Origin of the sequence: Faecalibacterium sp. OF03-6AC, assembly GCF_003478175.1 — a bacterium.
GTDB lineage: Bacteria > Bacillota > Clostridia > Oscillospirales > Ruminococcaceae > Faecalibacterium > Faecalibacterium taiwanense.
The window spans coordinates 208,798-234,340 of the sequence record NZ_QUEN01000002.1; the positions used below are offsets into that span (position 1 = coordinate 208,798).

The following is a 25,543-nucleotide window of genomic DNA, read 5'->3' on the forward strand; positions in this document are numbered from 1 at the left end:
TGTAACGGCTGAAAGCCAAGATGTTCAGCCCCGCAGGGCCTGAACGAATATGTAAAAATATGTTATATTCAATTGTTGGGATAGATTACCACAAAAATCGAGCCGTGTCAACAAAAAGTTTTGAGAATACGTCACTTTCGGCAGTGTGCAAGAAAAAACAATGAAAACTTTGGAAAAAAGAGAGAGGGCTGGACAGTGCCAGCCCTCTTGACAAGGCAACAACAGCCAAAAAGTTTCATTCCCACCCTCAAACCATCTTCATCCCGGTTTCGTCCCGGTTTGCAGAATGCCCTTGCAATCCGAAAGGAGCCGTGCTATAATGCCGCTGTAATTGAATCATAAATCTTCAGGGCAGGGTGTGATTCCCTACCGGTGGTACAGCCCACGAGCCGTAAGGCATGATTCGGTGAAACTCCGAAGCCGACAGTACAGTCTGGATGAAAGAAGATACCAAGCGCAGAGCCCGCACGGTTCTGTGCTTGTGGAGGCTGCTCTGGGATGCGTTTGCATTCTGGAGCTTTCTTTTTGCACAAGAGTCCCTTGTGTCTTTTCGGCTTGCCCTGAACGTTTTTGTTCAGGGCTTTTTCTTTTGGAGGCGACACGATGAACGACAAAGAGTATATGCGTCTGGCTTTGCAGCTTGCAAAAAAGGGTTGCGGATGGACATCTCCCAACCCGATGGTGGGTGCCGTGGTCGTAAAAGAAGGCAGGACCATCGGACAGGGCTGGCACCAGAGATACGGTCAGGCTCATGCGGAGCGCAATGCGCTGGCATCCTGCACCGAAGATCCGCAGGGAGCGACCCTGTATGTGACATTGGAGCCGTGCTGCCATTACGGAAAGCAGCCGCCCTGCGTGGATGCGATTCTGGACGCGGGCATTCACCGGGTGGTCGTGGGTTCTGCTGACCCGAATCCGCTGGTGGCCGGGAAAGGAATTGCGTTCCTGCGTGCACATGGCATAGATGTGACCGAAAATGTTCTGCAAGGGGAATGCGATGCGCTGAACAAGGTGTTCTTCCACTATATCACCACAAAACGCCCCTTTGTTTCCATAAAATACGCCATGACGATGGACGGAAAAATCGCCACATACACAGGCGCTTCCAAATGGATCACCGGGGAAATTGCCCGGAATCATGTTCAACGGCAGCGGCACCGATTCCGCGGCATTATGGTGGGAGTCGGAACCATTCTGGCAGATGACCCGCTGCTGACCTGTCGGATAGAGGGTGGCCGCGACCCCGTGCGGATCATCTGCGACACGCATTTGCGGACACCGCTGCAATCACAGGTGGTCACAACCGCCAAACAGGTTCCCACCATTCTTGCAACCTGCTGTGGTGACCCGGAAAAACAGGCGGCATATCAACAGGCCGGGTGCCGGGTCCTTTGTCTGGAAGAACGATGTGGTCATGTAAATCTTCCGCAGCTGATGGAGCGGCTGGGACAAGAGCAGATCGACAGCATTCTGCTGGAAGGCGGTGGGACCTTGAACTGGTCTGCACTGGAAAGCGGCCTCGTGCAGCAGGTGCAGGCTTACATTGCCCCGAAGCTGTTTGGGGGGAGAGATACCAAAACGCCCATTGAGGGCGCAGGTGTCTCGTTCCCGGATGCAGCATTCCAGCTGAAAAATAGCCGGTTGGAACGTCTGGGCGAGGATCTCCTGATTGAAAGTGAGGTGGAGTATCCGTGTTCACCGGAATCGTGGAGGAAGTCGGCACAATAAGATCTATCGAACGGGGACAGCATTCCGCAGTGCTGACTGTTCGTGCAAAAACCGTTCTGGAAGAAACCAGGATCGGTGACAGCATCGCCGTCAACGGCATCTGTCTGACCGTCAGGCAGCTCTTTCCGGATGGCTTTGCTGCAGATGTCATGCACGAAACCTTGAACCGATCTGCGCTTGCACAGCTCAGCGTTGGAAGTGCGGTCAATCTGGAACGTGCCATGCCTGCCAATGGACGTTTTGGCGGACACATCGTAGCAGGCCATGTGGATGGGATCGGACGCATTGCCAACATCCGAAAGGACGATACCGCTGTCTGGTACACCATTCATGCGGATCCCGCGATCCTTCGCTATGTCGTCGAAAAGGGTTCCATCACGGTGGATGGCATAAGCCTGACCGTGGCTGCGGTGGAGCCTACGGACTTTTCCGTGTCCACGGTACCGCACACCGTCCGTCAGACGAACCTGAACCAACGGCACAAAGGGGATTTTGTCAATTTGGAAACCGATGTTATCGGAAAATATATCGAGAAGCTGCTTCCATCAGAAGCACCAAAGCAAAACACGCTCACAAAAGAAATGCTGCTGCGCTGCGGCTTTTAAGGAGAGTTTACGATGAACTTCAATACCATTCCCGAAGCTTTGCAAGACCTGAAACAAGGAAAAATCATTCTGGTAACGGATGACCCCGACCGTGAAAACGAGGGGGACTTCATCTGTGCTGCCGAATTTGCCACCACCGAAAACATCAACTTTATGGCGACCCACGGCAAGGGTCTGATCTGTATGCCGATGTCCGAGGCTTTCGTCCAGAAGCTGCAATTTCCGCAGATGGTGCAGCATAACACCGACAACCATGAAACGGCATTTACGGTGTCCATCGACCACGTTTCTACTTCTACGGGCATTTCTGCCGCAGAGCGTTCCATTACGGCGATGGCTTGTGTGGACGATCACGCAAAAGCAGAAGATTTCCGCAGACCGGGCCATATGTTCCCCCTTCTGGCAAAAAAGAACGGTGTGTTGGAGCGCAACGGTCACACGGAAGCAACCGTTGACCTGTGCCGTCTGGCAGGGCTGAAAGAATGCGGCCTGTGCTGCGAGATCATGCGGGAGGATGGCACGATGATGCGCACCGCTGAACTGGCAAAGCTGGCAGAGCGTTTCCAGATCAAATTCATCACCATCCGTGATTTACAGGAGTACCGCAAGTGTCACGATAAACTGGTCGATCAGGTGACGGCAGTGAACCTGCCCACCAAGTATGGCACCTTCAGAGCTTATGGTTTTGTGAGCCGCCTGAACGGAGAGCATCACATTGCACTGGTAAAAGGTGACATTGGCGATGGAAAGGATATTCTGTGCCGCGTCCACTCGGAATGCCTGACAGGAGATACATTTGGCTCTTTGCGTTGTGACTGCGGCCAGCAGCTGGCCGCTGCCATGACGCAGATCGAAAAAGAAGGCCGGGGTATCCTGCTCTATATGCGGCAGGAAGGCCGGGGCATCGGTCTGATCAACAAACTTCGTGCCTATGAACTTCAGGAGCAGGGCATGGATACGCTGGAAGCCAATCTCGCTCTGGGGTTCCATGGAGATGAACGGGAGTATTATCTCGGCGCACAGATCCTCCGGGAACTTGGCGTAAAAAGCCTGCGCCTGCTTACCAATAACCCAGACAAAGTATATCAGCTCTCCGAGTTTGGGCTGGAGATCTCCGAGCGCGTACCCATTCAGATGACGGCGACCCCGTATGACCTGTTTTACCTGAAAACGAAGCAGGCACGGATGGGACATCTTCTGGAATATTAACAACGAAAGAGGTATTTAAAAATGAAAACATTTGAAGGCAAGCTGGTTTCTCAGAACATCAAGGTCGGTATCGTAGCTGCCCGCTTCAACGAATTTATCACGTCCAAACTTCTGAGCGGAGCAATGGATGGTCTGTTCCGGCACGATGTGCAGGACGCTGATGTTAATGTTGCATGGGTTCCGGGTGCTTTTGAGATCCCACTGGTTGCCTCTAAAATGGCAAAAAGCGGAAAGTATGATGCTGTGATCTGCCTTGGTGCAGTGATTCGCGGTTCTACCAGCCATTACGACTATGTGTGCAATGAGGTTTCCAAAGGCATTGCCACGGTCTCGCTGGAAAGCGGGGTTCCCGTCCTCTTTGGTGTTCTGACCACCGAAAACATCGAGCAGGCCATCGAGAGGGCAGGCACCAAAGCAGGTAATAAAGGCTATGACTGCGCAGTCAGTGCCATCGAGATGGTAAACCTGCTCCGGGAAATGGATACCGCCGCAGAGTAAAATACACGCAGGAGTTTGCCATGATCGTTATAAAAACCCGACAGCCTGACCCGGAATTGGAGCAGAAGATCCGGATGCTTCTGGAACGAGAGCACATCGAGGCAGAGCAAATATCCATTGATTCATGGGAGAAGTTGGTTCTTCCGGGGCTTACACTGGATGGAACAACCCACGAAGTGTCGTGCAACGGCAGAAAAGTCTCCCTTACACGACTGGAGTTCGATTTGCTGCTGATGCTTGCCTCTCACGAAAGACAAATCTTTTCAAAAGAAGAGCTTTTCCGTGCTGTGTGGGGACAAAACTGTGATGACACCTTAAAGGTCGTGGCAAATACCGTTTCCAATCTGCGAAAGAAGCTGGCCGGCTGCGGCAGCTTTATCCGCACTACCCACGGCGGCTATACTTTTGTAAGCCAAAAGGAGAACGACCCGGTATGACCAGGATCTTATTTATTTGTCTCGGAAATATCTGCCGAAGCCCGATGGCTGAATCTATAATGAAAGACCTTACGTCCAAGGCAGGATTTTCCGAGCAATTTGAAATTGCGTCAGCCGCCACCAGTGCATGGGAAATCGGAAATCCGGTCTATCCTCCTGCACGGCAGAAGCTGGAAGAACATGGCATCGACTGCAACGGCAAGACCGCCCGGCAGATGACCCGGCTGGATTATGCACGGTATGATCATCTGATTGGCATGGATGAAAGTAATCTGTGCGACATCCTGCGGATTGTCGGCGGAGACCCACAGCATAAAGTCTCGCTGCTGATGGCGCATACGGATCATCCCTGTGAAGTGGCAGACCCATGGTTCACGGGAGATTTTGAAGCCACATGGCAGGATATACTGGAAGGATGCACGGCATTGCTTGAGGAACTGCGCTATCAAAGGTGATTTTGCGGTTGCTGCGGCGGCTGAGGGGCTTGCCCTGGTCAGGCAGCTCAAAACCCAACGCTTCCAGCGCCTTTTCCTGCTGGGGAGCTACCTCTCCATGCTTGTTCTCGCAGTCGAACACATGGCGCTCGTGGATGTGAGGCGTACTTTCGTCCAGATGCAGTGCCCAGTCCAGTACATGAACATGGTCTCCGAACCTCGCCTTGAACTCCTCAATGAATTCGGTCACGACCGCCAGAAGAACTTCGCCCGAAGCATGGTCGTCCTCTGTTCCCAGCTGATAGATGGTTTCTTCCGGGCAGGTCTTGCGGCTGGACAGCAGGTCAGGAATGCTGCGGTTTCGTTCCGTGTGCCGGATCTTGGCGTTGCGCTCATTTTGCCTTTCGATGAACTCCGAGTAACGGGTCTCGTAGAATTGCCGTTCCACATCCGAGAATGTCCCTGCCAGATCATCCGGGTCTTGTGGGGCGAGAGCCGAACGGAAGCCGAAGCAGTCCCAGTAGATGTTGCCCTTGGCTCGTTCCGGGTCAATGTGCTCGCTGTTGGTGAGGTCGAAATTACGGTCGTTGTGCTTGGGGTTATAGGTGCCGTGTTTTCCGGCTCGTCCATTGTGTCGTGTCAGCTTCAGATAAACATCCCTCCATTTCAACGTCTTGGTGGGGTGGGGTGCGCAGCAGCTTTGCTGCTGAATCTGCCGCCTGCGGTGCGCCAGATAATACCCAGTATTATATGACGCACAGCATCATATCACTGGGGCAAAGGACTACGTCCTCTGCACTCCTGCTCCGGGCAAGCTGGCGGTCAAAGATTTGCGAATCCCTGCCCACCAACTTGTCCGGCTTTTTCAGTTGGCCAAAATGACCAACTGATTTCGTTACGGGTAAAATCAAGTGCCGGGTGGCGGCACCTGATTTTCAACAGACCTTGCAGTGTTACGGAAAACGATGTGCTCATTTTGAGCACTTGCAGCATCTGTAACACGTTTTCGATAGACTTTTTGCCGACAGGCATTGCTGCAATAGCGGGCATCTGCACGTTTGGGTGTGAATTTTTCACCGCAGCACTGGCATACTAAATCCTGACGGCGCATTTGGCGGTATTCCCGCTGCCGCCGATTGTTGGCCTGATTGCCGCACCAGTAGCTGTGACAGTATTTCTTGGTGTAGATGGTGGTGTAGAACACCCGACCGCAGCCGCCGCAGATAAGTTTGCGGACGGCGTATCCTCCGGCGGTAAAACCCGTTTCCTCATACGATTCTTTCAAATAATCCTGATTGTTCTGCTCCCATTTTTCGTTTGTCATATACATGGAGATGACCCTCCTTTCACTGGCGTTACAGAAAAACAATGTGGTCAATTTGACCACATTGTTTTCTGGTAACTGAGGAATCAACGTTTAGCCGTTCTCCCCACATGGTTTTCCTGCCCCCTCTCGGCGGCGTTTTCCGGCTCTCCCTCGTGAGGGGTCATCGCCGGGTATCCCATGCAGACGGTCATGCGGTTGTCAAGGTTCGGTGCTGGATTTGGCAATAAAAAATCGCCACACAACAACCTGAACCTGACCATCCCTTCCGGGGGGGCCTTGGTTCGGGTTCGTTATGTAGCGATAAGAAAGTTAAAAACTTGCCCCGGCCCCTTCGGGAGCCGAGCTGGAACTCTAAGTAAATATGTTATATTAAATTGTTGGGATAGATTACCACAAAAATCGAGCTTTGTCAACAAAAAAATCCGAGAATACGTTACTTTCGGCAGAATGCAAGAAAATGCATCAAAAACTTTGGCAAAAAGAGAGAGGGCTGGACGATGCCAGCCCTCTTGTGGGTCACAATTGCGCTATAATAGCGCCAATATCTGCATGAATGCAGACAGACTGCCGCTCGATCTCCGGCGGGCAAATGGCCTGTCCCTGATTGATGCAGGCGTAGAATGCATTTGGATTTTTAGCGGTCATCCGCCAGAACGGATACTTGATGATGACCGGGGTGTTGTAGCCAACACCCAATTCCAGAAAGAGGATGTGCTGCCCCTCGTGACGGCGCAGAAATTCACGGTATCGCTCTGCCGCACGGTGCCAGCCTTCGTCCTCTACAAAGGTATCGTCTGCACGCAGGTTCATGCTCATGGGTCTGCCGCAATGCGGACAATGTGGCACAAGCTCGGACGGAATATAAGTTTTCAGGATGGTATTCTTCGGCACGGTCAGCTGACCATCCGGTGCAATGATATACCCTTGCGCTTCTACCATCTGCCGGATAAGCTTATCATTGTCATACGTTTCCTGACAGCAGGGCACACTGCATTGGAACAGACCGTAATCACCCTGTGTATAGAACAACCGTTTTTTGTCGAACCCTGCTTTCTGAAAACAGTGGTCTACGTTGGTGGTCAGTACAAAGTAGTCCTTGTCTTTCACAAGAGAAAACAGACCTTGATACACCGGCTTGGGTGCATCCTGATAGCGGTTGATGTAAATATAGCGGCTCCAGTATGCCCAGTATTCCTCCATGGTGGGGTAGGGGTAAAAGCCACCGGAGTACATATCCGTAAATCCGTACTTGCTGGCAAAATCGGAGAAATATTCCCGGAACCGCTCCCCGTCATAGGTGAAACCTGCCGAGGTGGAAAGCCCAGCACCTGCACCAATGATCACTGCATCAGCATGGCTCAGGACCTGCCGCAGCGTATCAATCGGTTCGGAGCAGTCGTTCGTAGATTTTTTTGTCCATATCTTTGAAAACATTGAAGATCACCTTCTTGATGCTTGTGGGTGTTTGCAGGAACTCTTTCACAGTCTGCACCGCAATCTCTGCTGCAAGCTGGTTGGGAAAGTGAAACTCTCCCGTGGAAATGCAGCAGAACGCTACGCTTTCCAGCCCGTTCTCTGCCGCCAGCTCCAGACAGGAGCGATAACAGGAAGCCAGCAGTTCTTTGTCCTCTTTGGTCACTCGCCTGTTGATGATCGGGCCAACCGTATGCAGCACATAGCGGCAGGGCAGATTAAATGCGGCCGTGATCTTTGCCTGTCCGGTGGGCTCCGGGTGTCCCTGCCTGTCCATGATTTCCGCACAGGCAAGACGAAGCTGCACCCCGGCATAGGTGTGGATGGCGTTGTCGATACAGCCGTGGTTCGGGCAGTAGCAGCCGGTCATGCCGCTGTTGGCGGCGTTGACAATGGCATCGCATTTCAGGGTGGTAATGTCCCCCTGCCAGAGGTACAGCCCCGGCTGCAGGGGCGTCAGGTCAGCCGCATCGGTGATGCCTTTTGCGGCGATTTCCTCTTGCAGGTACGCATCCTGTATTTGCAGAAAGTCTGTGCCGATACGCCGTGGTTCACGGATATTCAGCAAGCCCCGCAGAAGCTGCCACTGGGTGTCTGCGTCTGCCGGTATCCGCAGTCCCCGATACTCCGGGTGTTCTTTCAAAAGCACCCTAATGAGGCTCATTCGCCGCTCACTCTGGTTCATAGTCAAACCCTCTTTTCGATTGTCTGCTTAGGGCAGGCTTCCGCACACCGCCCGCAGTGGAGACAGTGGTGCTGGTCAATGACCACCGGCTTCTTGGTAATGTCGATGCACTTCTGCGGACAGACAGAGTAGCACAGCTTACAGCCGATGCAGCTTTTGCCTACATAGTAACCCGGTGCTTCCTGTGTTGCTTTGCCAATGGTGAAGCTGTCCCGGACAATGTGCGCCGGAACACTGATGTCAAAATATTCGCCGTCCGCCTCATACAGGCAGAACACCTCTAGGGCACTGCGGGTATCGCCGGGATAGATGGACTGCATATAGGTGTTTTTCTTGAAAATCTCATCTAGTTTCTCGTTGCCGATATTTTTGATTTTTCCGCGCAGAGAAATCGAGACTTTTTCTCTGGTGGCGGACAGAGCAATGTAGCCCTGCGCCATGAGCTGGGTATAGAATGCTTTGCCCCTTGCAGTAAGGAAATACACCCCTTGTTTGTCATAGAGCATCATGTCGATCACACGGGTCTGGGGATGACCGTCTGCTCCGATGGTGGCAATGGTGGTGGAGTGGATACCTTCCACCAGCAGCTTCAAATAATCTTGCTTCGTCATAACATCAACGACCTTTCAGGACCGGCGCAAGCCGCTTGTACATCAGCATTGTCACGCTGCCAATGATAAGCCCTTTCAGAATATTGAAGGGTAAGGCGTTGAACAGTACGATGTCCAGCTTCGTGTGGATGAAGGGCAGGAATGTGCCGAAAGAGGCGATGAGTTGATCCAACGGCATAAAGGCTTCAAACAGAGGAAGCAGGATGAAGTAGTTCGCCAGTGCGGCGGCAATACCCATCACAAAGCTGGCGGTGACACAGGCAATCCATGCTGTTTTCTTGGTTTTGTGGCGTTTATAAATAGCTCCGGCAGCGACCACATAGGAAGCACCCATCAGAAAGTTGGCAATCTCTCCGATGCCTCCCGTGGAGGTGGTCATAAGTTGCAATGTGTTTTTGACAAGTTCAATGAGCAGACCGGAGAGAGGCCCGAAGGCAAATGCACCGATGAGTGCCGGAAAATCGGACAGATCCATCCTTGCAAAGGACGGAGACAGCGGCACAGGAAATTCCACAAAAGCAAGCACATATGCCATTGCAGAAAGCAGTGCGGTCATGGTGATGGTTCGGATATTGAGGGCGGCAGCTTTTTTCGACTGCTGCAGGATGATAGTGCGGTTCATAATGCTCCATTGAGAGGATATGTTTGGATTTGAAACAGCCCCACAGGACGGGTTTTCCTGCGGGGCTACTTCCTCATATCTTCTTTCATCCGGACTATACCGTCGGTTGCGGAGTTTCACCGCATCGGGCGCTTTTGCGCTTCGCAGACTTTACTGCCGATCAGGAATTTCACCTCGCCCCGAAGATGTTGAATTGAGAATGCTATTTAGAACTCGTAGGGAGGGTTGCCGGAGAAGTCTGCAATGATGCCGTGGGCATCCTCCAGATAGAACACCTCAAAGATGGGGTTGGCAGCCTCGCCGTACTGGCTCTTCACGATGGGGTTTGCGATGCACATCTCCTTGGCGGTCATGTTGTTTTCAAACACAGCCTTGCCATGCAGACGGATCCATGCGTACTCCGGGCTGGAAACGGAGATCTCGATATTGGGGTTTGCCTGCAGGTCCTTGTAAACATCCTTCTGGTTGTTGGTGCAGAACCACAGCTTGCCGTCCAGCTCACCGGCAAACATGAAGGGACGGCACTTGGCCTTGCCGTCACGGCCTACGGTGGCCAGATACTGCACTGGGTTTGCGTTCAGAAATTCTACGACTTTATTCATGGGATGTACCTCCATACATTGTTTTTTCTGACAGCTTTATTGTAATGTGCTTTGTGCGGCTTGTGAAGTACGCACAATATTGTGGTGTAGTTACCAAAAAGATACCATTGCGATGCTGCTTGCTTTTTTTGCTGTTGAAAGCTATAATGATGCCATAAAGCGGTTTGTGGTATCCGTGCATCCGGCACGATGACCACTTGAAATTCCCTTGGAGGTAATTATGGAAAAGGAAATCCTCAAAGAACTCCCGGCCTGCCCGGTGGAGACCACCCTGACCCTCATCAGCGATAAATGGAAGGTGCTGATCCTCCGGGATCTGATGCCGGGCACAAAGCGTTTTGGAGAACTGAAAAAGTCCATCGGCCATGTGACCCAGAAGGTTTTGACCGCTCAGCTGCGGCAGATGGAGGAAAGCGGATTGCTGACCCGGAAGGTCTATGCTGAAGTGCCGCCCCGGGTGGAATATACTCTGACCGAATTGGGATATAGTTTGAAACCGGTTCTGGATGCCATGCGGGCATGGGGCGAAGGGTATAAAAACAGGCTGGAAGGGAAGGCGGAATAAGCGTATTTGCTTGCACAGTTGTGATATGCATAAAACAGAAACAACTGCTAACCCGTATCAAAAGAAATACGAATCAGCAGTTGTTTGGTTCATTAGACTTGATCTTTTGGTCTGCCATGCTCACATCCCAGTGACAGATAGTGCGCAATCTTCCCACTCAGTACAAGCTGTGCATACTCCAACGGCTTATTGTACAGCAGCCAGTCCAGCTCTGCCCTCTGTGCTGGGGTATTGCCGTACTCGTCCTCGATGACGATGCAGTCGATGGCAATGGCAGAGCCGTCTGCAAACCGGGCTTCTACCCGGTTGGTGTCCATGTTGTAGCGGCAAGAAAGCAGTTTGTTCATAAGAAAAACTCCATGTTCTTCGCGTTTGCTTCTTCTGCGGTGAAAAGTTCCGGCTGTCCGTTTGCAGATCCATGAATTCGCTTTGTGATGCAGCCCTTTGCAGGTCTGCACCCGCCTACCACACAGCCGTTTCTACTGCCAAACCGGAACAACGCTCTTTTTGCTCTGCACAAAATCCTACATCATTTGGCGTAAAATTGGCGTATGGCGTGAAAATCGCTGGAAATTATCGCAAACAAAAAGCCTGAAACTTCTCGTAACATCAAGAAGTTTCAGGCTTTATTGGTTGCAAATTGGAAATTTACTGCTCAATCGGCTTCATCGTGGGGAGCTTGACTGGTGGTGATTTATAGCTGTTTACAAGTGTTCATAAGCCTTTATTTGTGCAAGATAAAAAGGTCTTATTTTTCGCAACTCTACGCAACTGTTTACAGCTATTCTCAAATTGGTGGTAAGTCAGTGGTAAGGCTGGTGGTAAACTTATTCGTCCTCGTGAGAGTGCCAACGCTTCAGGACTTCTTCCACCTGCCTAATAAGCTGCTCCTTGTTCGGCATATATAAGACGTACCGGGATGCAAAAATCTGATTCGACAAACCGCCCAGCGCATACTCGGCTGCTACGCTGTCCTTGTCAGTGCAGAGGATGATGCCGATAGGAGGATTATCTTCCGGGTCGTTGACCTCTGCGGCGTAGTAGTTCAGATACATATTGATTTGTCCGGCGGCTTCGGGCGTGAGCTTGGTGGTTTTCAACTCGATCAGCACATAGGCGTGTAAAATCTTATTGTAGAACACCATATCCACATAGTAGTGGGTGTTGTTCACTGTGACACGCTGCTGTGTGCCGACAAACATAAAGCCCCGGCCAAGTTCCAGCAAGAAATCTTCGATTTGTCGCACCAGTGCTGCTTCCAAATCGCTTTCAAGGAACGGCTTTTCTTCCGGCAGCCCCAAAAACTCGAATACATACGGGTCTTTGATGATGTCCTCCGGCTTTGTGTAGTCCACACCTTTTTCAGCCAATGCTAAAACTTGTTCCTTGTTGGCATCCCCACGAGACAAGAGCAACCGTTCAAACAGGGAACTTTCCATCTGGCGTCTTAATTCACGGACAGACCAGCCAGAATTGACCGCTTCTTTTTCGTAGAAGCTGCGCTTCTCCTTATCGGAAATGGATAACAGCTCACAGTAGTGCGACCAACTCAATTTTCCAGACACTGTCTGGAAAATTGGATAGCTGAGATAGAACTGCCGCATATTGTAAACATTCGAGCGCGAAAAGCCCTTGCCAAGCTCCTTTGTCAACGCCCTGGAAAGCTGCGATAAGGTCTTTTCACCATATGCAGCACGGATGCTGTCATTTTGTTCACAACGAACAACGACCTCACCAATCTTCCAATAAGTTGACAGCAGTTCCTGATTGACTTGCTGTGCTACATTTTTACGGGAAGCTTCCAGCAGAGAACGAATCTCACTCACTGCCGGAACAAGAACCTGTGCTACTGGGGCTGCAGATTTATTTTCCATCAGTCATTTTCCTCCTTTCCTTCAAATGTCGTGGTTGCAGATAAGAACTCTGCAAACTTGTCGATTTCCTTTTTCTTGAGATTTTTTGTGGCCTCGGTGTAGATGTTCATGGTGGTGGTAATATCGGCGTGGCCCAATACGTCTTGAATGACCTTCATGTTGATTCCAGCCTCGCAAAGACGGGTAGCACAGGTGTGACGCAGGGAATGACAGCTAAACTTCGGAAGCAGAACAAGTTTTTTCGGCTTGATTGTACCGCTTTCGCATTTTGCCAACTGTTCCTCGTTGCAGTCGCGGATGATACGGTCAATGCCTTTATTGATGGTGCTGTGATGCTGGCACTCGCCAAAACGGTTTACAAAAATAAAATCCGTATAGCCATCAATCGTCACCTTGCAGGAAATTCCAGTTTTCTTCTGATACTCTCGCTCTTGTACAAAAGCAGCCTTGACTTCCGGAGTCATAGGCACAATTCGGTTTCCAGCTTCCGTTTTGGGTGTATTGATTCCGTACAGACAACCTTTCTCCCGGTGGCTGTAATAAATCAACGTGTGATTTACACTGATTTCACCCGTATCAAGGTTGATGTCCTCCCAACGCAAACCCGTTGCCTCACCAGCACGGAGACCACATTCCACCATCACGGTAATGATGGGAAGCCAGTGATTGTACTTCTCGCTGTTTTTCAAGAAGTTCATCAACAGCTTCTGCTGGCCTGCGGTCAGAGCCTTGCGGCGTTCACTGTCCAGATTGTGCGTCTGTTTGAGTTCTTTCAACGCATTATCGGATGGATTGATACGGAGATATTCGTCCTCCACTGCAAAATCCAGCACCTGATGCAGCACGGTATGGATGTTCTCCACCGTTGCCACTTTCAAACGCTGTGAATCCACAAGGCCGTTGTAAAACCGCCGCACATCCGACTTTTTCAGGCTTCCGACCTTCCGCTTCCCAAACTCCGGGAATACGTACATCTTGTACATATACTCGTAATTGACCAGTGTATTGGCTTTCAGCCCCTTTTTCAGTTGCAGCCACTGCTCGTGAATGTCATTGATAGTCGCGTTCCGCGCTTCTGCACGGATTCCATCACTGCGGTCACGCTGAATCTCTGCTTCTTTCTCACGAAGTTCTTCCAGACTTTTGGCGTACACATTATTTCGCTTGCCGTTTTCACTGCGCCAGCGATATTCATACGTTCCGTTGCTGCGCTGATATTCACCTTCCTTTAGAACACGCTTCTTTGAGTCTTTTCTTCTTTCTGCCATCGTTATGTCCTCCATTGTTGGCAGAAAGCAACCTACAGCTTAATCATACCATACCGCCGAGGTGCTTTCAACTGCCGACTTCATTTTTATTGTCAAATCGAAAATAATCGGTCAAGGTGTTCATCCAGCCTGCGGCGTTTCAACAGCCGTTTCGTACCATTCCAGAGAACAAAGGTACAGTCTTTGGAATCGCTCATTTCACGCAGCTTGTTGATACCAATGCCGGAATAAGCTGCGGCTTCTTCCAGCGTCAGATTGCTTTTCTCCCAGATCGGAACTTGTCGGGACTTGGTCCCTCCATCTTGCTGATGCAAGACCGTTCCGTCGCTTAAAGTCCCCACCGGGGACTTCATTGCTTCGCAAACGCGAACTTCTTTCATAGGCAAAACCTCCGTGTTTTTGTTTGTAACCAACAGACTGTAACCACAACAGAAAACTTTTTCTGCAATGGTGTGCTGGCAATTTTCTGTATTTATTTTTTCTTATCAGTTACAGGTTACATGGTTACAAATAGGGAAATTATTTGGAATGATGCGACTTTGAGGCAGCTGTAAGATGTAACCAGACCTGTAACCAACAATGTAAAGCAGCCCTTCAAAACGGAAATCCCATCTGTTGGGCTTCTTTGTCTGTCAGTTCTACGAAACCATCTGCATCCACTTTTGCAGCGGTTACACGCTCCCAGCCTTTCTGCACGCCATATTTCGGGTAGCGTTTGGCTGCTTTATGGGCTATCCACCCCTTGATTTCGCCATTCGCAATTCCAGCAGTCATGATCTCACAGATGGCACGGGTTTCCCATTCCGCAGGAAGATTCAGGTTGCCCAGTGCTTCGGTGTAAAGTTGCTTGGAACATACCCGGTCACCCGTGTAATCTTCCAGAAACGCATAGATCATACCAGCCTGCGTATCTTCCTGCATGAAATCTTTCTGGCGAATCTGCAAGGCCTCCTGCATGGCAGGGCTGAATGTCAGCTTATAATCACCGCTGTTGTAAATTGTCATGGCTTCTGCCCAAAGCTGGTCGATATAGGCACGGGATTCCGCTTCGTTATCCAGAATATGTACTTCAGCCTGTGTTGCATCCACCGGGATGGGGATAAAGCGGCGGTTTCCCGTGCGGTCACGGGGCAGGAAGTCCTGTCGATTGGTCGTTCCTGCAAAGACACATTGCCGCAAACGATCTGCCGGGTGTGTTTCATACGGGATTTTGTAGGTTTCTTTCTGCTTGCTGAGAAAGCTCTTGATTTCCTCGATGCTTTTGGCATTGGCAGTCGCAATCATTTCCGACATTTCCATGATCCAGTGGCCTTGCAGCTTGCGGAACACATTATCATCGTCCATTCGCCGCAAATCATTCGAGAACCATTCATCTTTGATAGCAAGCAGCCGGAAGAAAGAGGATTTTCCTGCACCCTGCCCACCGACCAAGCAAAGCATCATTTCAAACTTGCAGCCGGGATGAAACACCCGTTTGATCGCTCCAAGCAGAAAAATCTTCAAGGCTTCTGCGGTAAGCTCATCTTCTGCCGCACCGAGAAAGCGATGCAAAGCGTGACTTATCCGCTCTGCGCCATCCCACTTCAAGTCATTCAAGTAGTCCCGGATAGGGTGATAATGATTTTCGTTGGCAACAATGCGAATTGCTGCAGACACCCGCTTTTCGCTGTACAGGCCGTATTTTTCCATTCGGCGCAGAATGTACATCATATCGGTGTCGGTCAGCGTAGGGCCGGAACGCTGCCAACCCATCGGCTTTACAATATCAATACGTTCACTCAGCAGATTCAGCCGGATGGAATCTGCAAGAACTGGGTCGTTCTGCAAAACGGTCACACAGTTTTGAATCGTGTTCTGAACACCGCCTTTTTCAGCCTGCGAGAGCATTTTGCGGATGTTGGAAATGGTCGATCTGGTATTTTCGGATTCGTTGGGCAATCTGTTGAACCTCCTTCTGATGTTCGGTGAGAAAATGTCGATTCTCTATCAGATATTGGATGTAATCAGTATAATGCAGGCTGGCAACAAAGCAGGGATGCAGTTCTTCCTCTGCTGACTTCGGCGCAAATCGTTTGCGCCAGTCACCCAGAATCGCGCTGCACTCGTACAATGTTTGGATTGGGTTTTGACCTTTATATTCCACAATTTTCGGATACTGTAGTGGAAAAACAGGATTCCCCGAAAGTCCAAAATCTGCGACCAGCTTTTCCGCCGCCTTCCGCAAGGACAGCTGAAACAGTTTTGCGGTGAAGTCGATTACATCACCATCCGCTCCACAGCCAAAACAGTGAAACCGGGAATCCACTTTCATGCTGGGATTGCGGTCTGCATGGAATGGACAGCAAATCATGCTGCTACGGTTGGGTTGAAAGCCATAGGCTTCTGCGGTCTGCCGGGTAGTGATATTCCGTTTTACGATTTCAAATAAATTGTTGTTCTTGAAAATTGACCTCCTTCTTATTTTCAAAAGTCCCTGCCGGATGGGAAAGCCCTGCACGGGCTTACGCATCCGGCAGGGTTCCGGGGTGCGGGGTGGAAGACCCTGCTGATTTACAGGCTCATATCGTAGCTGCGCTTCTTGGCTCGCGGCCGCTGTTCACGCTGCTGCAATTTTTCCATTTCAAGGATGCTGTCAACATTGGCAAGTACCGTCTGTATTTCTGTATTGCGTTCCTTAAAATAGTGGTATGTTTCATACCGTGCATCCTTTGTGCACATCAGAAGTTCTTTTTCTGCCCGGAGATCTTTCATCGAAGGGAATTTTTCGTCTAGGAAATCCCGCTTTAGAAATTGACGCGCTTCCTCGTATTTTGCAATTTCATCGAAGTGGGTTTGCCGAAAAATTTTCTTGTTAGGTGCTTTCAGAAATTCGCTATAAACAGATTTTGTAGAAAAATACTGACCCAAATGATGAATCTGCTCGTTGACCTTTTTCAGCTTGACTTCCGTGAGTTTCGCATCACTTCGAGCCGTCGCCATTTTTCGGTCAATACTCTCGGCAGCTTCATAAAGTTTTTCGTATGAATCATATCCGTGCTCTTGCACATAGAGAACGGTCTGCGCCATCTTCTGTAAATTTGAGATTTTGACTTTCTGGGCATAGGCATAGCTCTGCTGGGCTTTTACGCAATCCTGCAAATTTACAACCAGCCGGAGATTCGACTTGATGTACAGCGCATCCATAGGATCATTGACACGACACTGCTGCTTTTCTTTCTCGGCTGCGTTGCACTGAAAAAGCAGTAAAAGATGCTCACGGTCAAAACTGGTTCCCAGCGTTCTGGCAGAGATAAATTTCTCCCTGTCTGCTGGAAGGTAGCTGAATCGCCCTCGATGGTCTTTCACCAAAATGCCGTATTCCAGCTTTAAGAGGTTTTGGAAATCCATAAAAGATGCAGATCGTTTTGCTATATCGGTAATGGCATTTCGGATTTTTTCCTTCTCCGTTTCAAAAGTCGTCTTTGCTGGTGTGAACCCATCGCCAAGAAGTTCCAGATTGGTAAGGTCCAGATTAATCTGTCCGCGCCGTTTAGCGTAATATTCCTGCTCCGAAACTTTAGAGAGAGAGGGGGAAAGCAAATCGATCTGATTCAAGTTTTCCCTCATGCAAATATCCATCAGAGATTTCTGTAAATGTTTCAAGTAGTCTTTTGTCAGATGGTGCTTGTGCCCTGCCTTGCAGTCAATGGGTCGCTCCATAAAGGACTGCTTAGGTACATCCAGCTTTCGCAAACTGTTGATTACGATATGGACATGAATATTTCCGCTGCCATTGTGACCGTCCATGTGCGTACAGACCAATGCCTGATGCCCCGGAAAATTTGCTTTTGCGTATTCCAGTCCAAGCTCCTGTGCCCGTTTCCCCGTCAAGCAATTTTCTGTGCTGTCCCGTGGGTCAAAGCTGATGATGTAATGATGGCTTTTGATTTCATTCTTATTTTTGTTCTTCTGATATTCGCGGTTCAGCTGCTGGCAGGCCGCATCAAAGGAATAGGGTTCACAGTTCAGGCCGTCCAGATAAAACTCATCCCGCATAATACGATTTCCGTTTTGGTCAAGGATCGGAGTTTTCCGAAGTTCGTCATGCTTGAAAATCAGATATTCCAGCGCAGCACCATAGTTGGAGCTCTTACTTGCGATGTGCTTTAAGATTGCCATAATTCTTTCCTGCCATTTCTGCGACTTGCTCCCGCATTTCAAAAATACAGGAAATTGCATGGTTGATGTTTTCGAGCATAGCGCGCGACTGGATACCGCCGCTGTTGAAGAACGCCGCGATCTGGTTCAGATTATTCCCGATGGCGGCAAACTCCCGTGTGATGGCTTCAATTTCGTCCGGGTGGACATAGAACACATACGAGGTATTCACGCGGCCTTTCATCAGCATCTGCGCTGTAAATTCAGAGAGGGTCATTCCGGCATCTTCTGCCTGCCGATGTAAAAGTTCATGTACTACTTCTGTAACTCGTGCGGAGATTACTTTTGTCTTTACGATAGATTTCACTTTTTTCTTCGTTCTTGGCATGGGGTCTCCTTTCCAAAATCAAGAATTTGATTTTCCCGGCAGTGCATCTGCACTCCGGCTGTGACCTGCTGCAGCAGGCCACCAATGGGCAAAATCATGTGATTTTGCACGATGTGAGGGTATGGGGAGCGCAATCCCCATCAAGATGCCGCCGTGGAGAAACTGCCCGTAGGAGCGGTTTCGTATACAAAGGCGAATCTTGCTCTTAACCACTGTCCACTCTGTCCCAGCCCGTTCCTGCCCGATTTTCTCCGGCGTATTTTCCGGTAAGACGCGCAGAATGCACATTCAGTACCAGAGGTATCCTGCTGGGGTGGCTCATGCGATTTTCAAGGTGCGATGTAACTTTGTAAGGAATCGGGGAATTTCATCAGTGATACCGTAGTGAATTGGCTTACTTTTGAAAACACTTGCAACGGTGTACAAAGGGAACATAATAAAAAACTTAATAATGGACTGCCAATCTTACACAAAGTACCGCCCAAACGAGACTACGGGCGGTATTTTTGTATCATGGCGGAGAAAGGAGGAACTTTCCACGGGGGCTTGACTGAAAAGTTGAGCCCCTTTTTTCATGCCAAAAAACAGGAGGTAAATGCTTATGGCAGATGATAAAACCACAAAAACGCCGGAACAGCCGGTAACGGATAGCGGGCCGGGCAAGGAAACGCCTCCCGCTCCCCCAAAAGAGCCGGGGAAGGTTTCCGTTTCCCCGGAGCCGGAAAAAAAGACGGAACCAGAGGTAAAGAACCCACAGGTTTCTGTCTATAACTTCGCTGAAATTATGAAGGAAAAGAAAGTCGAGGAACGGGCGGCAGCTCCCGGCGTGGAAAAGCCTGACCCGGCAAAAGCGGAGAAACCGGAAAAGCAGCCGGAGGCTCCGAAAAAAGCAGAGGAAAAACCCAAAGAGCTGGAACAGCCGAAGCGCCGGGGCCGTCCCCCGAAAGCAAATAAGGACAAGGCCGCAGCCCCGAAGTCCAAAGCTCCCGCACAGAAACCGGAAAAGGCGGTCAAAAAGGAACCGGAGAAAAAAACGGCTCCAACGATACAGGCCGCTCCCGCTCCGAAAGGACCCGAAAAGCCAAAGGATGCTCCACGCCGGGGCAAGGAGCAGATCGTCTATATCAAGCTGAACGAGCTCCACGCCTTCAAGAACCATCCCTTTGAAGTCCGAGACGATGAAGAAATGCGGGCTATGGTGTCCAGCGTCAAGGACAAGGGCGTTACCCAGCCTGCTATCGTCCGTCCCCGTGAGGATGGCGGCTATGAGATCGTGTCCGGCCACCGCCGCCAGAAGGCCAGCGAGCTTGCCGGATATGCGGATATGCCCTGTATTGTTCGCAATCTGACGGACGATGAAGCCATCACGCAGATGGTCGAGGACAATCTCAACCAGCGTGAAGAAATCCTTCCTAGTGAGCGGGCCAAAGCCTTGAAAATGCAGCTTGAGGCCATCAAGCACCAGGGCTCCCGCACTTCGGGCCAGATTGACCCGAAGGACGCAGGAAAACGCTCCAACGAAATTGTAGCCGAGCGCAATAAGATGGCGGTCAAGCAGGTGCAGCGGTATATCCGGCTCAATGAGCTGGTTCCCGACCTGATGAAGCTGATGGATGAAAAAAAGCTGGGCTTTACTACGGCGGTGGAGCTTTCCTATATCGGCAAGAAGAACCAGAACTATATCGCCGTCGCCATTGACAGCCAGCAGTCCTCGCCTTCACAGGCGCAGGCAAAGCGTATGCGTGAGCTGGACGAAAAGAAGCTGCTCAACGGGGATGTGATCGACGGCATTATGATGGAGGACAAAAAGGAGGTAGACAAAGTGATTTTGACAGGTGCGGAACTGAGCAAGTATTTCGGCAAGGAAACTACGCCGAGGGAAATGAAGGACCAGATCATCAAGCTGCTGGACGACTGGAAGGGTCAGCAGAAGGAACACGAAAAGCCGGAGAAGAAAACCGAACAGGAAAAGTAAGCTAAAACTTCGGGTCAGCATGGTCCGAGGATTGCGGGGCTCTGCCCCGCGCCCCGAAGCTCTGGAGATATAAATTATTCCCCGTCGCCAGTTATTCCGTAGCATAGCCGGGAAAATCAGTCAAGGGCAGCGCCGCCGCAGGCGGTGCCGGAGGCACCCTTGACGGATTTCTCCCGGTTATGCTTTTTCCCGGTCAAGCGACGGGGATATAAATTCTCCAGAGCCGTTCCCCTTCCCGGGGGAAGGGGCGGAGGGGTTGGGCGAACTCTTGCTTTTCCCTAAACCAAAACAGAAATGGAGGCTCAACCAATGAAACGACCTTTAGCATACCTGACCGCCGCATGGAGCGGCGAGCCGGATGTTGATATGGAGCTGGCGGCCCACTACTGCCGTCTTGCTTATGAGGCGGGCTTTTCCCCGATCTGCCCGCTCTTGTATCTACCGCTGTTTTTGAATGACAGCGTTCCCGAGGAACACAAGGCCGGGATTGATATGCGCCGGGATATGCTGCGGCGCTCCCACACACTGATCGTCTGCGGCAGCGCTGTGGACGAGGATGTAAAAAATGATATTGCGGTTGCCGGGCGGCTGGGCATTGCGGCGACCACACTGGAAGGGGTGCTTGCCGTGAAGGGACACGGCACCCCGGGCCATGCCGGACATTAAGCTGGGAAGCCTTTTCGACGGGATTGGCGTGTTCCCTCTGGCTGCTTCCCGGTGCGGTATCCGTCCGGTATGGGCCAGTGAGATTGAAAAAGCGCCCATCTCCATAACCAAAAGGCACTTTCCCGACATGGTGCATTTGGGGGATATTACGAAGGTGGACGGCGGGAAAATCCCGCCGGTTCATGTAATTACCTTCGGTTCCCCCTGTCAGAACCTTTCTCTGATCGGCAACCGCTCCGGCCTTGCCGGGGCAAAATCAAGCCTGTTCTATCAGGCGTTTCGTATCATACAGGAAATGAGGGATGCTACTGATAACCTATATCCAGCTATCGCTGTTTGGGAAAACGTCATGGGAGCGTTTTCTACAAATGACCGGATGGACTTTAGAGCCGTCTTATCCGCCTTCTCGGACACCGAAGTTCCAATGCCTCCTTCGGGAAGATGGGGAAACGCCGGAATGGTGCGAGGGGGAACGCCTGATGTGTGCTGGCGACTCATGGACGCCCAGTATTGGGCAGGCTCCCGAAGGCTGGCACGAAGGCAGCGGATTTTCGTCGTGGCGGATTTTGGAGGCAGACGTGCCGCAGACATACTATTTAAGCCCCGTCCAATGCTCCCACTTCCTCCGCCTTGCGGAGAGGGCGGGTGGGCCGCCGCCGAAGGAGATCGAACAGCTTCTTTTGAAACAGGGCGGCAGATACCAGTCATCCACCCCTTTCAGTGCTTCCGTATGCGGGGAGCGGCAAAAAGGCAGGAAGAAACGGCCTTCCGAAACAGCTTCGGATTACCAACTGACCCTTTTCCCACTCTTTTAGCCAGTGATGTAACGCCCTTTGCCTTCTGGTATGAGGGCGACCCGAAGGGCGGCTGTATCCGTTTTCTGACGGAAACGGAAAGCGAACGGCTGATGGGGCTGCCAGAGGGCTGGACAAAGTACGGGGCGGACGGCGTGGAGATCCGGCCTCTGCAACGCTACAAGGCACTGGGAAACGCGATTGCCCTCCCTTGCGCCGATTACATTATGGCCGGGATTTATGAGGTGCTGGCTGACCGGGCCGGAAAGGGGGAATGAGCCCATGTTTGAAGCCTATATAACCAATACAGCCCTATACCCCTTAATGGGGATTGAGGTAGGGACAACGGTACATTTCCCCATGACGACACAGGAGTTGCAGGCCGCCCTTGCCAAAATCGGGATAGACGGGAAACGGTACAGCGAAGTGTTCTTTACCAGCTTTGACAGTGATGTGCTGGGGCTCTACGATTATCTCTACGAATGTGAGAACATCGACGAGCTGAACGAGCTGGGCCACGCCCTGCTGGAAGTACGGGATAAGGGCGGACTGGAAACCTTTGAAGCCGCTCTTGTCTTGGGAAACCACACAAGGAGCGTGAAGGATTTGATAAACCTGACGCAGAACCTTGACCTTTACCGCTTTTACCCGGATATTTCCGATGATGAAGGGTTGGGCCGTCTTTACGCCGACGAGCTTGGGACCATCGACATACCGGAGCACATTCAGAACTACTTCGATTATGAGGCATACGGGCGGGATGTGCGTATCAACGAGGGCGGCGTATTCGCTCCCGGTGGGTATGTGTCGGCAGTCCCGGAGGGCTTCAAGGAGTATTACCACGGGCCGCAGGACATTCCGCCGGAACACCGGATATTTGCCTATCCTGAAAAGGCCGAGCCTGTCCACTCCATTCTCGCTACACTCAAACGGTTTCAAGAAGCCCCACCCGCTCCGAAAAAGGACAAGGCGGGGCCTTCCCATGAAGAACGGTAAGACTTCGGGCCAGCATGGCCCGAAGAATAAAGGAGGTGCATACCATCAACTATTACCCTATCAATGAAGGAGCCGCCCGCCGGGCAAAAGAAATGAACAGCTTTTCCGACTACAAGGAAGGGAGCGCAACGGCGGAATACCGGGCAATGGTGGACAAGGCCGCCGCCATAGCGGAAAAGCAGAAATCCCGGGTGGACCCCATGTACCATGAGAAGATCGACCATCTGTTAGACACCTACGCCCGCAAGCTGGCCGAAAACATGAACCAGGGCTTTGCCATTGACGCAAGGGTTCCCTCTGTGATGATCACCGGACCTGCCAATTTCCCGGTGGGAAAGAAGGAAAAACAGAACCGGGCCCGGGACAGCAACATGGAGGAATGGCGGTATATTCAAGGGCTGCTGGATAAGATACGCAGTACCGGCATGGGCGGGATCAGCGCCGATGACCCGGCGGCCATTGAAAAGCTCCAGAAGAAGCTGGACGGGCTGGAACGCTCCCAGCTCATTATGAAGGAGGTCAACGCCTATTACCGCAAGCATGGCAAGCTGGATGGCTGTGCGCTGCTGTCGCCAGACCAGATTGAAAAGCTGAAAGCAAGCATGGCGTCAAGCTGGCGGAGCGACCCGAGGCCCTTTGAAAGCTACCAGCTTACTAACAACAATGCGGAGATCCGCCGGGTAAAGGCCCGTATCGAACAGCTTTCCAAACAGGCACAGCAGGAATTTTCCGGCTGGGAGTTCGACGGGGGCCGTGTGGAAATGAACCGGGAGGACAACCGCTTGCAGGTGTTCTTTGACGGAAAGCCTGACGCGGACACCCGGGCCGAGCTGAAAAGCAACGGTTTCCGCTGGGCTCCCAGCGTGGGCGCATGGCAGAGGCAGCTCACGGACAACGCCATCCGGGCGGCTGACCGCTTGGAATGTATCAAGCCGCTGTCCGGCGAAAAGCCTTCCCAGCTTCAAAAGAAGCCCTCTATCTTGCAAACCATGCGGGAACAGGACGAAAAAGTCCAGACGGAGCCGGAAAAGAAAGCTCCGTCCGGCAGGGATGCCGAGCGGTAAGCCTCGGGCCACATTGGCCCGAGGTTTTCTGTTCCCCGAGATTGTACGGGGGCCTCCCGGATAGCGGGAACCCCGACGGAAAGGAGGTTTTATGCAGGAAGAAGTAAACCAAAAAACGGTTGCCCTTTCGATCAGGACAACGAAGCTCACAGGAAAAGTGCTGGCTGCCGCTCTTGGCAAGGTGGTTCGGGCGCTGCAAAAGCACCACCGGAAGGCGCTGACCCCGCAGGGACGCCAGAGCGTGAAAAAGCTGATGAACCACTATGGCGGCAAAAGTGCCATGCCCTATGTGGGAGCTCCAAAGGATTTTGACCAGATCGCGAAGGAGTTCCATGTGGACTACGCTTTCCATAAAGTGAGCCCCGGTCATTACCTGCTGTTTTTCAAAGCCAATCAGGCGGACGCTATCACGGCGGCCTTCCAGAAGTACAGCGCAAAGGTGCTGAACAAAGAGCAGGACAAGGCTTCCATCCTCGGCCAGCTTCGGAAATTCACGGAGCAGATCAGGACACAGGCAAAGGAAAAGCAGCGGACCAGAGAGGCGGTGAAGGACGGACGTTGAGTGACAAGATCAGAAAATATGTGCTCCCAAACCTGCCATACCTCTTTGTGTTCTGGTTCTTCTCCAAAATCGGGACGGCCTACCGGATCGCCCCCGGCACAGACTTCGGGACAAAGCTCATGGGGATGCTCGATACCTTCCCCAAAGCCTTTGAAACCTACTGGCCGGGGCTTGGCGGTATTGACCTGCTGGTGGGCCTTGCCGGTGCGGCTGGGGTGTATCTGCTGATACAGTCAAAGATCAGGCAGGCGAAAAAATTCCGGCGGGATGCAGAGTACGGCACCGCCCGCTTTGGAACAAAGGAGGATATAAAGCCGTTTGTAGACCCTAAATTTCAGAACAATGTCATTCTGACCGGGACGGAGTTCCTGACCATGAACACCCGTCCGAAGATACCCGCCAATGCCCGGAACCTAAACGCCTGTGTCATCGGCTCGTCCGGTTCGGGTAAGACAAGGTTCTGGCTGACCCCGCAGCTCCTTCAAGCTCATTCCTCGTATGTGGTGGTAGACCCGAAGGGCGGCACCCTCGATCAGTGCGGGCGGTTCCTGCAACGGGAGAAATACAGGGTGCGGGTGTTCAACAGTATCGACTTTTCAAAATCCATGCACTATAATCCGCTGGCCTATATCAAGACGGAAAGCGATGTTTTGAAATTTGTTACCGCCCTGATTGCCAACACCAAAGGCGACGGCAAGGAGGGCGACGAGTTCTGGACTAAAGCTGAAACCCTCTTGTACTGCGCCCTTGTGTCCTACATCGTCTTTGAGGGGCCGGAGGAAGAACGCAACATGAATACGCTGGTGGAAATGATAAACAGCATGGAAGTCCGGGAGGATGACGAAACCTTCAAAAATGCGGTGGACTATATGTTTGACGGGCTGGAACGCCGCAGCCCCCAGCACTTCGCCGTGAGGCAGTATAAGAAATACAAGCTCGCCAGCGGTGATATATGCTCTAAGTGACTTCTTAATCATGGTTTTTGTCATGGTTAGTGAAGCAGTCACTTAGAGCATTTTTGTT

Annotated in this window: 28 protein-coding genes, 1 pseudogene and 2 riboswitches; of the genes and pseudogenes, 14 read left to right on the forward strand and 15 right to left on the reverse strand. The window is 51.5% G+C overall.

All coding sequences use genetic code 11. The features are described 5' to 3' along the window. Positions 1-338 precede the first annotated feature (338 nt). Positions 339-453, forward strand: a riboswitch (FMN riboswitch). A gap of 150 nt (positions 454-603) precedes the next feature. Genes ribD through DXA66_RS03190 form a run of 6 tightly spaced genes read left to right on the forward strand, consistent with a single transcriptional unit; the run spans position 604 to position 4,932 of the window. Beyond that, complete coding sequence (gene ribD / locus DXA66_RS03165; protein ID WP_118526759.1) at positions 604-1,728, forward strand: bifunctional diaminohydroxyphosphoribosylaminopyrimidine deaminase/5-amino-6-(5-phosphoribosylamino)uracil reductase RibD; 1,125 nt, start codon at positions 604-606, stop codon at positions 1,726-1,728. Further along, positions 1,692-2,333: a riboflavin synthase gene (locus DXA66_RS03170; RefSeq protein ID WP_187119372.1), complete on the forward strand. Its 642-nt coding sequence runs from the start codon at positions 1,692-1,694 to the stop codon at positions 2,331-2,333. The genes ribD and DXA66_RS03170 overlap by 37 nt, the downstream gene beginning before the upstream one ends. Before the next feature lie 12 nt (positions 2,334-2,345). Further along, positions 2,346-3,542 carry a bifunctional 3,4-dihydroxy-2-butanone-4-phosphate synthase/GTP cyclohydrolase II gene (locus DXA66_RS03175; RefSeq protein WP_118526761.1) on the forward strand — a complete coding sequence of 399 codons (1,197 nt, stop codon included), beginning with the start codon at positions 2,346-2,348 and terminating at the stop codon, positions 3,540-3,542. A gap of 21 nt (positions 3,543-3,563) precedes the next feature. Then, positions 3,564-4,040, forward strand: a complete 477-nt coding sequence (ribE, locus tag DXA66_RS03180; protein ID WP_118526763.1) for a 6,7-dimethyl-8-ribityllumazine synthase — start codon at positions 3,564-3,566, stop codon at positions 4,038-4,040. A gap of 20 nt (positions 4,041-4,060) precedes the next feature. Continuing rightward, positions 4,061-4,477, forward strand: a complete 417-nt coding sequence (locus DXA66_RS03185) for a response regulator transcription factor (protein WP_118526765.1) — start codon at positions 4,061-4,063, stop codon at positions 4,475-4,477. After that, complete coding sequence (locus tag DXA66_RS03190; RefSeq protein ID WP_118526767.1) at positions 4,474-4,932, forward strand: low molecular weight protein-tyrosine-phosphatase; 459 nt, start codon at positions 4,474-4,476, stop codon at positions 4,930-4,932. Before DXA66_RS03185 ends, DXA66_RS03190 begins: the two co-directional genes overlap by 4 nt. On the opposite strand, the gene DXA66_RS03195 is transcribed toward DXA66_RS03190, so the two are convergent. The 7 genes from DXA66_RS03195 to DXA66_RS03225 all read right to left on the reverse strand — a co-directional run bounded on the left by DXA66_RS03195 (position 4,850) and on the right by DXA66_RS03225 (position 10,231). Next, a complete protein-coding gene (locus DXA66_RS03195; RefSeq protein WP_243089017.1) occupies positions 4,850-5,581 on the reverse strand; it encodes a plasmid recombination protein in 732 nt (243 codons plus the stop codon). The two genes, DXA66_RS03190 and DXA66_RS03195, sit on opposite strands and share 83 nt — an antisense overlap. A 237-nt stretch (positions 5,582-5,818) precedes the next feature. Next, a complete protein-coding gene (locus DXA66_RS03200) occupies positions 5,819-6,241 on the reverse strand; it encodes a hypothetical protein (protein WP_187119373.1) in 423 nt (140 codons plus the stop codon). 513 nt (positions 6,242-6,754) lie between these two features. Then, positions 6,755-7,672, reverse strand: a complete 918-nt coding sequence (locus DXA66_RS03205) for a Sir2 silent information regulator family NAD-dependent deacetylase (RefSeq protein WP_118526769.1) — start codon at positions 7,670-7,672, stop codon at positions 6,755-6,757. Next, positions 7,617-8,396 carry a protein-ADP-ribose hydrolase gene (locus DXA66_RS03210; protein WP_118526771.1) on the reverse strand — a complete coding sequence of 260 codons (780 nt, stop codon included), beginning with the start codon at positions 8,394-8,396 and terminating at the stop codon, positions 7,617-7,619. The genes DXA66_RS03205 and DXA66_RS03210 overlap by 56 nt, the downstream gene beginning before the upstream one ends. Positions 8,397-8,398: 2 nt before the next feature. Next, positions 8,399-9,007, reverse strand: coding sequence for a 4Fe-4S binding protein (locus tag DXA66_RS03215; RefSeq protein ID WP_118526773.1), 609 nt, complete (start codon positions 9,005-9,007; stop codon positions 8,399-8,401). 4 nt (positions 9,008-9,011) lie between these two features. Beyond that, positions 9,012-9,629 carry an ECF transporter S component gene (locus tag DXA66_RS03220; protein ID WP_118526775.1) on the reverse strand — a complete coding sequence of 206 codons (618 nt, stop codon included), beginning with the start codon at positions 9,627-9,629 and terminating at the stop codon, positions 9,012-9,014. Positions 9,630-9,702: 73 nt separating this feature from the next. Further along, a riboswitch (FMN riboswitch) is annotated at positions 9,703-9,820 on the reverse strand. A gap of 15 nt (positions 9,821-9,835) precedes the next feature. Beyond that, positions 9,836-10,231, reverse strand: coding sequence for a pyridoxamine 5'-phosphate oxidase family protein (locus DXA66_RS03225; protein ID WP_118526777.1), 396 nt, complete (start codon positions 10,229-10,231; stop codon positions 9,836-9,838). A 220-nt stretch (positions 10,232-10,451) separates the two neighbouring features. Between DXA66_RS03225 and DXA66_RS03230 the strand changes: the two genes are divergently transcribed. Then, complete coding sequence (locus tag DXA66_RS03230; protein WP_118526779.1) at positions 10,452-10,796, forward strand: helix-turn-helix domain-containing protein; 345 nt, start codon at positions 10,452-10,454, stop codon at positions 10,794-10,796. Positions 10,797-10,888: 92 nt separating this feature from the next. On the opposite strand, the gene DXA66_RS03235 is transcribed toward DXA66_RS03230, so the two are convergent. From DXA66_RS03235 to mobC, 8 genes are all read right to left on the reverse strand, one after another. Then, positions 10,889-11,143, reverse strand: coding sequence for a DUF6061 family protein (locus tag DXA66_RS03235; RefSeq protein ID WP_118526781.1), 255 nt, complete (start codon positions 11,141-11,143; stop codon positions 10,889-10,891). A 480-nt stretch (positions 11,144-11,623) separates the two neighbouring features. Continuing rightward, positions 11,624-12,670 (reverse strand): YhcG family protein, encoded by a 1,047-nt coding sequence (locus tag DXA66_RS03240; RefSeq protein ID WP_118526783.1) that lies wholly within the window; start codon positions 12,668-12,670, stop codon positions 11,624-11,626. Continuing rightward, positions 12,670-13,938: a site-specific integrase gene (locus DXA66_RS03245; RefSeq protein WP_118526785.1), complete on the reverse strand. Its 1,269-nt coding sequence runs from the start codon at positions 13,936-13,938 to the stop codon at positions 12,670-12,672. Before DXA66_RS03245 ends, DXA66_RS03240 begins: the two co-directional genes overlap by 1 nt. Before the next feature lie 92 nt (positions 13,939-14,030). Continuing rightward, complete coding sequence (locus DXA66_RS03250) at positions 14,031-14,252, reverse strand: excisionase (protein ID WP_242699565.1); 222 nt, start codon at positions 14,250-14,252, stop codon at positions 14,031-14,033. Between the two features lie 280 nt (positions 14,253-14,532). Then, complete coding sequence (locus tag DXA66_RS03255; RefSeq protein ID WP_118526913.1) at positions 14,533-15,825, reverse strand: virulence-associated E family protein; 1,293 nt, start codon at positions 15,823-15,825, stop codon at positions 14,533-14,535. Then, on the reverse strand, positions 15,809-16,447 hold the full coding sequence (locus DXA66_RS03260; protein ID WP_118526789.1) for a CHC2 zinc finger domain-containing protein: 639 nt from the start codon (positions 16,445-16,447) through the stop codon (positions 15,809-15,811). The genes DXA66_RS03255 and DXA66_RS03260 overlap by 17 nt, the downstream gene beginning before the upstream one ends. Before the next feature lie 41 nt (positions 16,448-16,488). Beyond that, positions 16,489-18,096, reverse strand: a complete 1,608-nt coding sequence (locus DXA66_RS03265) for a relaxase/mobilization nuclease domain-containing protein (RefSeq protein ID WP_118526791.1) — start codon at positions 18,094-18,096, stop codon at positions 16,489-16,491. Then, positions 18,068-18,463: a plasmid mobilization relaxosome protein MobC gene (gene mobC / locus DXA66_RS03270; protein WP_118526793.1), complete on the reverse strand. Its 396-nt coding sequence runs from the start codon at positions 18,461-18,463 to the stop codon at positions 18,068-18,070. Before mobC ends, DXA66_RS03265 begins: the two co-directional genes overlap by 29 nt. A 595-nt stretch (positions 18,464-19,058) precedes the next feature. Between mobC and DXA66_RS03280 the strand changes: the two genes are divergently transcribed. The 7 genes and pseudogenes from DXA66_RS03280 to DXA66_RS03310 all read left to right on the forward strand — a co-directional run. Continuing rightward, positions 19,059-20,438, forward strand: a complete 1,380-nt coding sequence (locus DXA66_RS03280) for a ParB/RepB/Spo0J family partition protein (protein ID WP_118526795.1) — start codon at positions 19,059-19,061, stop codon at positions 20,436-20,438. Positions 20,439-20,747: 309 nt separating this feature from the next. Continuing rightward, on the forward strand, positions 20,748-21,104 hold the full coding sequence (locus DXA66_RS03285; RefSeq protein ID WP_003500157.1) for a hypothetical protein: 357 nt from the start codon (positions 20,748-20,750) through the stop codon (positions 21,102-21,104). Further along, positions 21,091-22,176, forward strand: a complete 1,086-nt coding sequence (locus DXA66_RS03290) for a DNA cytosine methyltransferase (RefSeq protein ID WP_118526797.1) — start codon at positions 21,091-21,093, stop codon at positions 22,174-22,176. Before DXA66_RS03285 ends, DXA66_RS03290 begins: the two co-directional genes overlap by 14 nt. Positions 22,177-22,180: 4 nt before the next feature. After that, positions 22,181-22,894, forward strand: coding sequence for an antirestriction protein ArdA (locus DXA66_RS03295; RefSeq protein ID WP_003500154.1), 714 nt, complete (start codon positions 22,181-22,183; stop codon positions 22,892-22,894). A 14-nt stretch (positions 22,895-22,908) separates the two neighbouring features. Continuing rightward, the gene (locus DXA66_RS03300) at positions 22,909-23,958 is read left to right on the forward strand and encodes a hypothetical protein (RefSeq protein ID WP_118526799.1); all 1,050 of its coding nucleotides are present in this window, start codon (positions 22,909-22,911) and stop codon (positions 23,956-23,958) included. Between the two features lie 91 nt (positions 23,959-24,049). Then, a complete protein-coding gene (locus tag DXA66_RS03305; RefSeq protein WP_118526801.1) occupies positions 24,050-24,520 on the forward strand; it encodes a PcfB family protein in 471 nt (156 codons plus the stop codon). Beyond that, a pseudogene (locus DXA66_RS03310) lies at positions 24,517-25,467 on the forward strand (type IV secretory system conjugative DNA transfer family protein); the annotation flags it as partial. The gene DXA66_RS03305 and the pseudogene DXA66_RS03310, both read left to right, overlap by 4 nt. Positions 25,468-25,543 lie beyond the last annotated feature (76 nt).

Excerpts from the sequence above, each read along its gene's own strand:
- ribD (WP_118526759.1), top strand. The coding sequence starts at position 604 with ATGAACGACAAAGAGTATATGCGTCTGGCTTTGCAGCTTGCAAAAAAG.
- DXA66_RS03175 (WP_118526761.1), top strand. The coding sequence starts at position 2,346 with ATGAACTTCAATACCATTCCCGAAGCTTTGCAAGACCTGAAACAAGGA.
- ribE (WP_118526763.1), top strand. The coding sequence starts at position 3,564 with ATGAAAACATTTGAAGGCAAGCTGGTTTCTCAGAACATCAAGGTCGGT.
- DXA66_RS03185 (WP_118526765.1), top strand. The coding sequence starts at position 4,061 with ATGATCGTTATAAAAACCCGACAGCCTGACCCGGAATTGGAGCAGAAG.
- DXA66_RS03190 (WP_118526767.1), top strand. The coding sequence starts at position 4,474 with ATGACCAGGATCTTATTTATTTGTCTCGGAAATATCTGCCGAAGCCCG.
- DXA66_RS03200 (WP_187119373.1), bottom strand. The coding sequence starts at position 6,241 with ATGTATATGACAAACGAAAAATGGGAGCAGAACAATCAGGATTATTTG.
- DXA66_RS03205 (WP_118526769.1), bottom strand. The coding sequence starts at position 7,672 with ATGTTTTCAAAGATATGGACAAAAAAATCTACGAACGACTGCTCCGAA.
- DXA66_RS03210 (WP_118526771.1), bottom strand. The coding sequence starts at position 8,396 with ATGAACCAGAGTGAGCGGCGAATGAGCCTCATTAGGGTGCTTTTGAAA.
- DXA66_RS03215 (WP_118526773.1), bottom strand. The coding sequence starts at position 9,007 with ATGACGAAGCAAGATTATTTGAAGCTGCTGGTGGAAGGTATCCACTCC.
- DXA66_RS03220 (WP_118526775.1), bottom strand. The coding sequence starts at position 9,629 with ATGAACCGCACTATCATCCTGCAGCAGTCGAAAAAAGCTGCCGCCCTC.
- DXA66_RS03225 (WP_118526777.1), bottom strand. The coding sequence starts at position 10,231 with ATGAATAAAGTCGTAGAATTTCTGAACGCAAACCCAGTGCAGTATCTG.
- DXA66_RS03230 (WP_118526779.1), top strand. The coding sequence starts at position 10,452 with ATGGAAAAGGAAATCCTCAAAGAACTCCCGGCCTGCCCGGTGGAGACC.
- DXA66_RS03235 (WP_118526781.1), bottom strand. The coding sequence starts at position 11,143 with ATGAACAAACTGCTTTCTTGCCGCTACAACATGGACACCAACCGGGTA.
- DXA66_RS03240 (WP_118526783.1), bottom strand. The coding sequence starts at position 12,670 with ATGGAAAATAAATCTGCAGCCCCAGTAGCACAGGTTCTTGTTCCGGCA.
- DXA66_RS03245 (WP_118526785.1), bottom strand. The coding sequence starts at position 13,938 with ATGGCAGAAAGAAGAAAAGACTCAAAGAAGCGTGTTCTAAAGGAAGGT.
- DXA66_RS03255 (WP_118526913.1), bottom strand. The coding sequence starts at position 15,825 with ATGCTCTCGCAGGCTGAAAAAGGCGGTGTTCAGAACACGATTCAAAAC.
- DXA66_RS03260 (WP_118526789.1), bottom strand. The coding sequence starts at position 16,447 with ATGCGTAAGCCCGTGCAGGGCTTTCCCATCCGGCAGGGACTTTTGAAA.
- DXA66_RS03265 (WP_118526791.1), bottom strand. The coding sequence starts at position 18,096 with ATGGCAATCTTAAAGCACATCGCAAGTAAGAGCTCCAACTATGGTGCT.
- mobC (WP_118526793.1), bottom strand. The coding sequence starts at position 18,463 with ATGCCAAGAACGAAGAAAAAAGTGAAATCTATCGTAAAGACAAAAGTA.
- DXA66_RS03280 (WP_118526795.1), top strand. The coding sequence starts at position 19,059 with ATGCTTATGGCAGATGATAAAACCACAAAAACGCCGGAACAGCCGGTA.
- DXA66_RS03285 (WP_003500157.1), top strand. The coding sequence starts at position 20,748 with ATGAAACGACCTTTAGCATACCTGACCGCCGCATGGAGCGGCGAGCCG.
- DXA66_RS03290 (WP_118526797.1), top strand. The coding sequence starts at position 21,091 with ATGCCGGACATTAAGCTGGGAAGCCTTTTCGACGGGATTGGCGTGTTC.
- DXA66_RS03295 (WP_003500154.1), top strand. The coding sequence starts at position 22,181 with ATGTTTGAAGCCTATATAACCAATACAGCCCTATACCCCTTAATGGGG.
- DXA66_RS03300 (WP_118526799.1), top strand. The coding sequence starts at position 22,909 with ATGGCCCGAAGAATAAAGGAGGTGCATACCATCAACTATTACCCTATC.
- DXA66_RS03305 (WP_118526801.1), top strand. The coding sequence starts at position 24,050 with ATGCAGGAAGAAGTAAACCAAAAAACGGTTGCCCTTTCGATCAGGACA.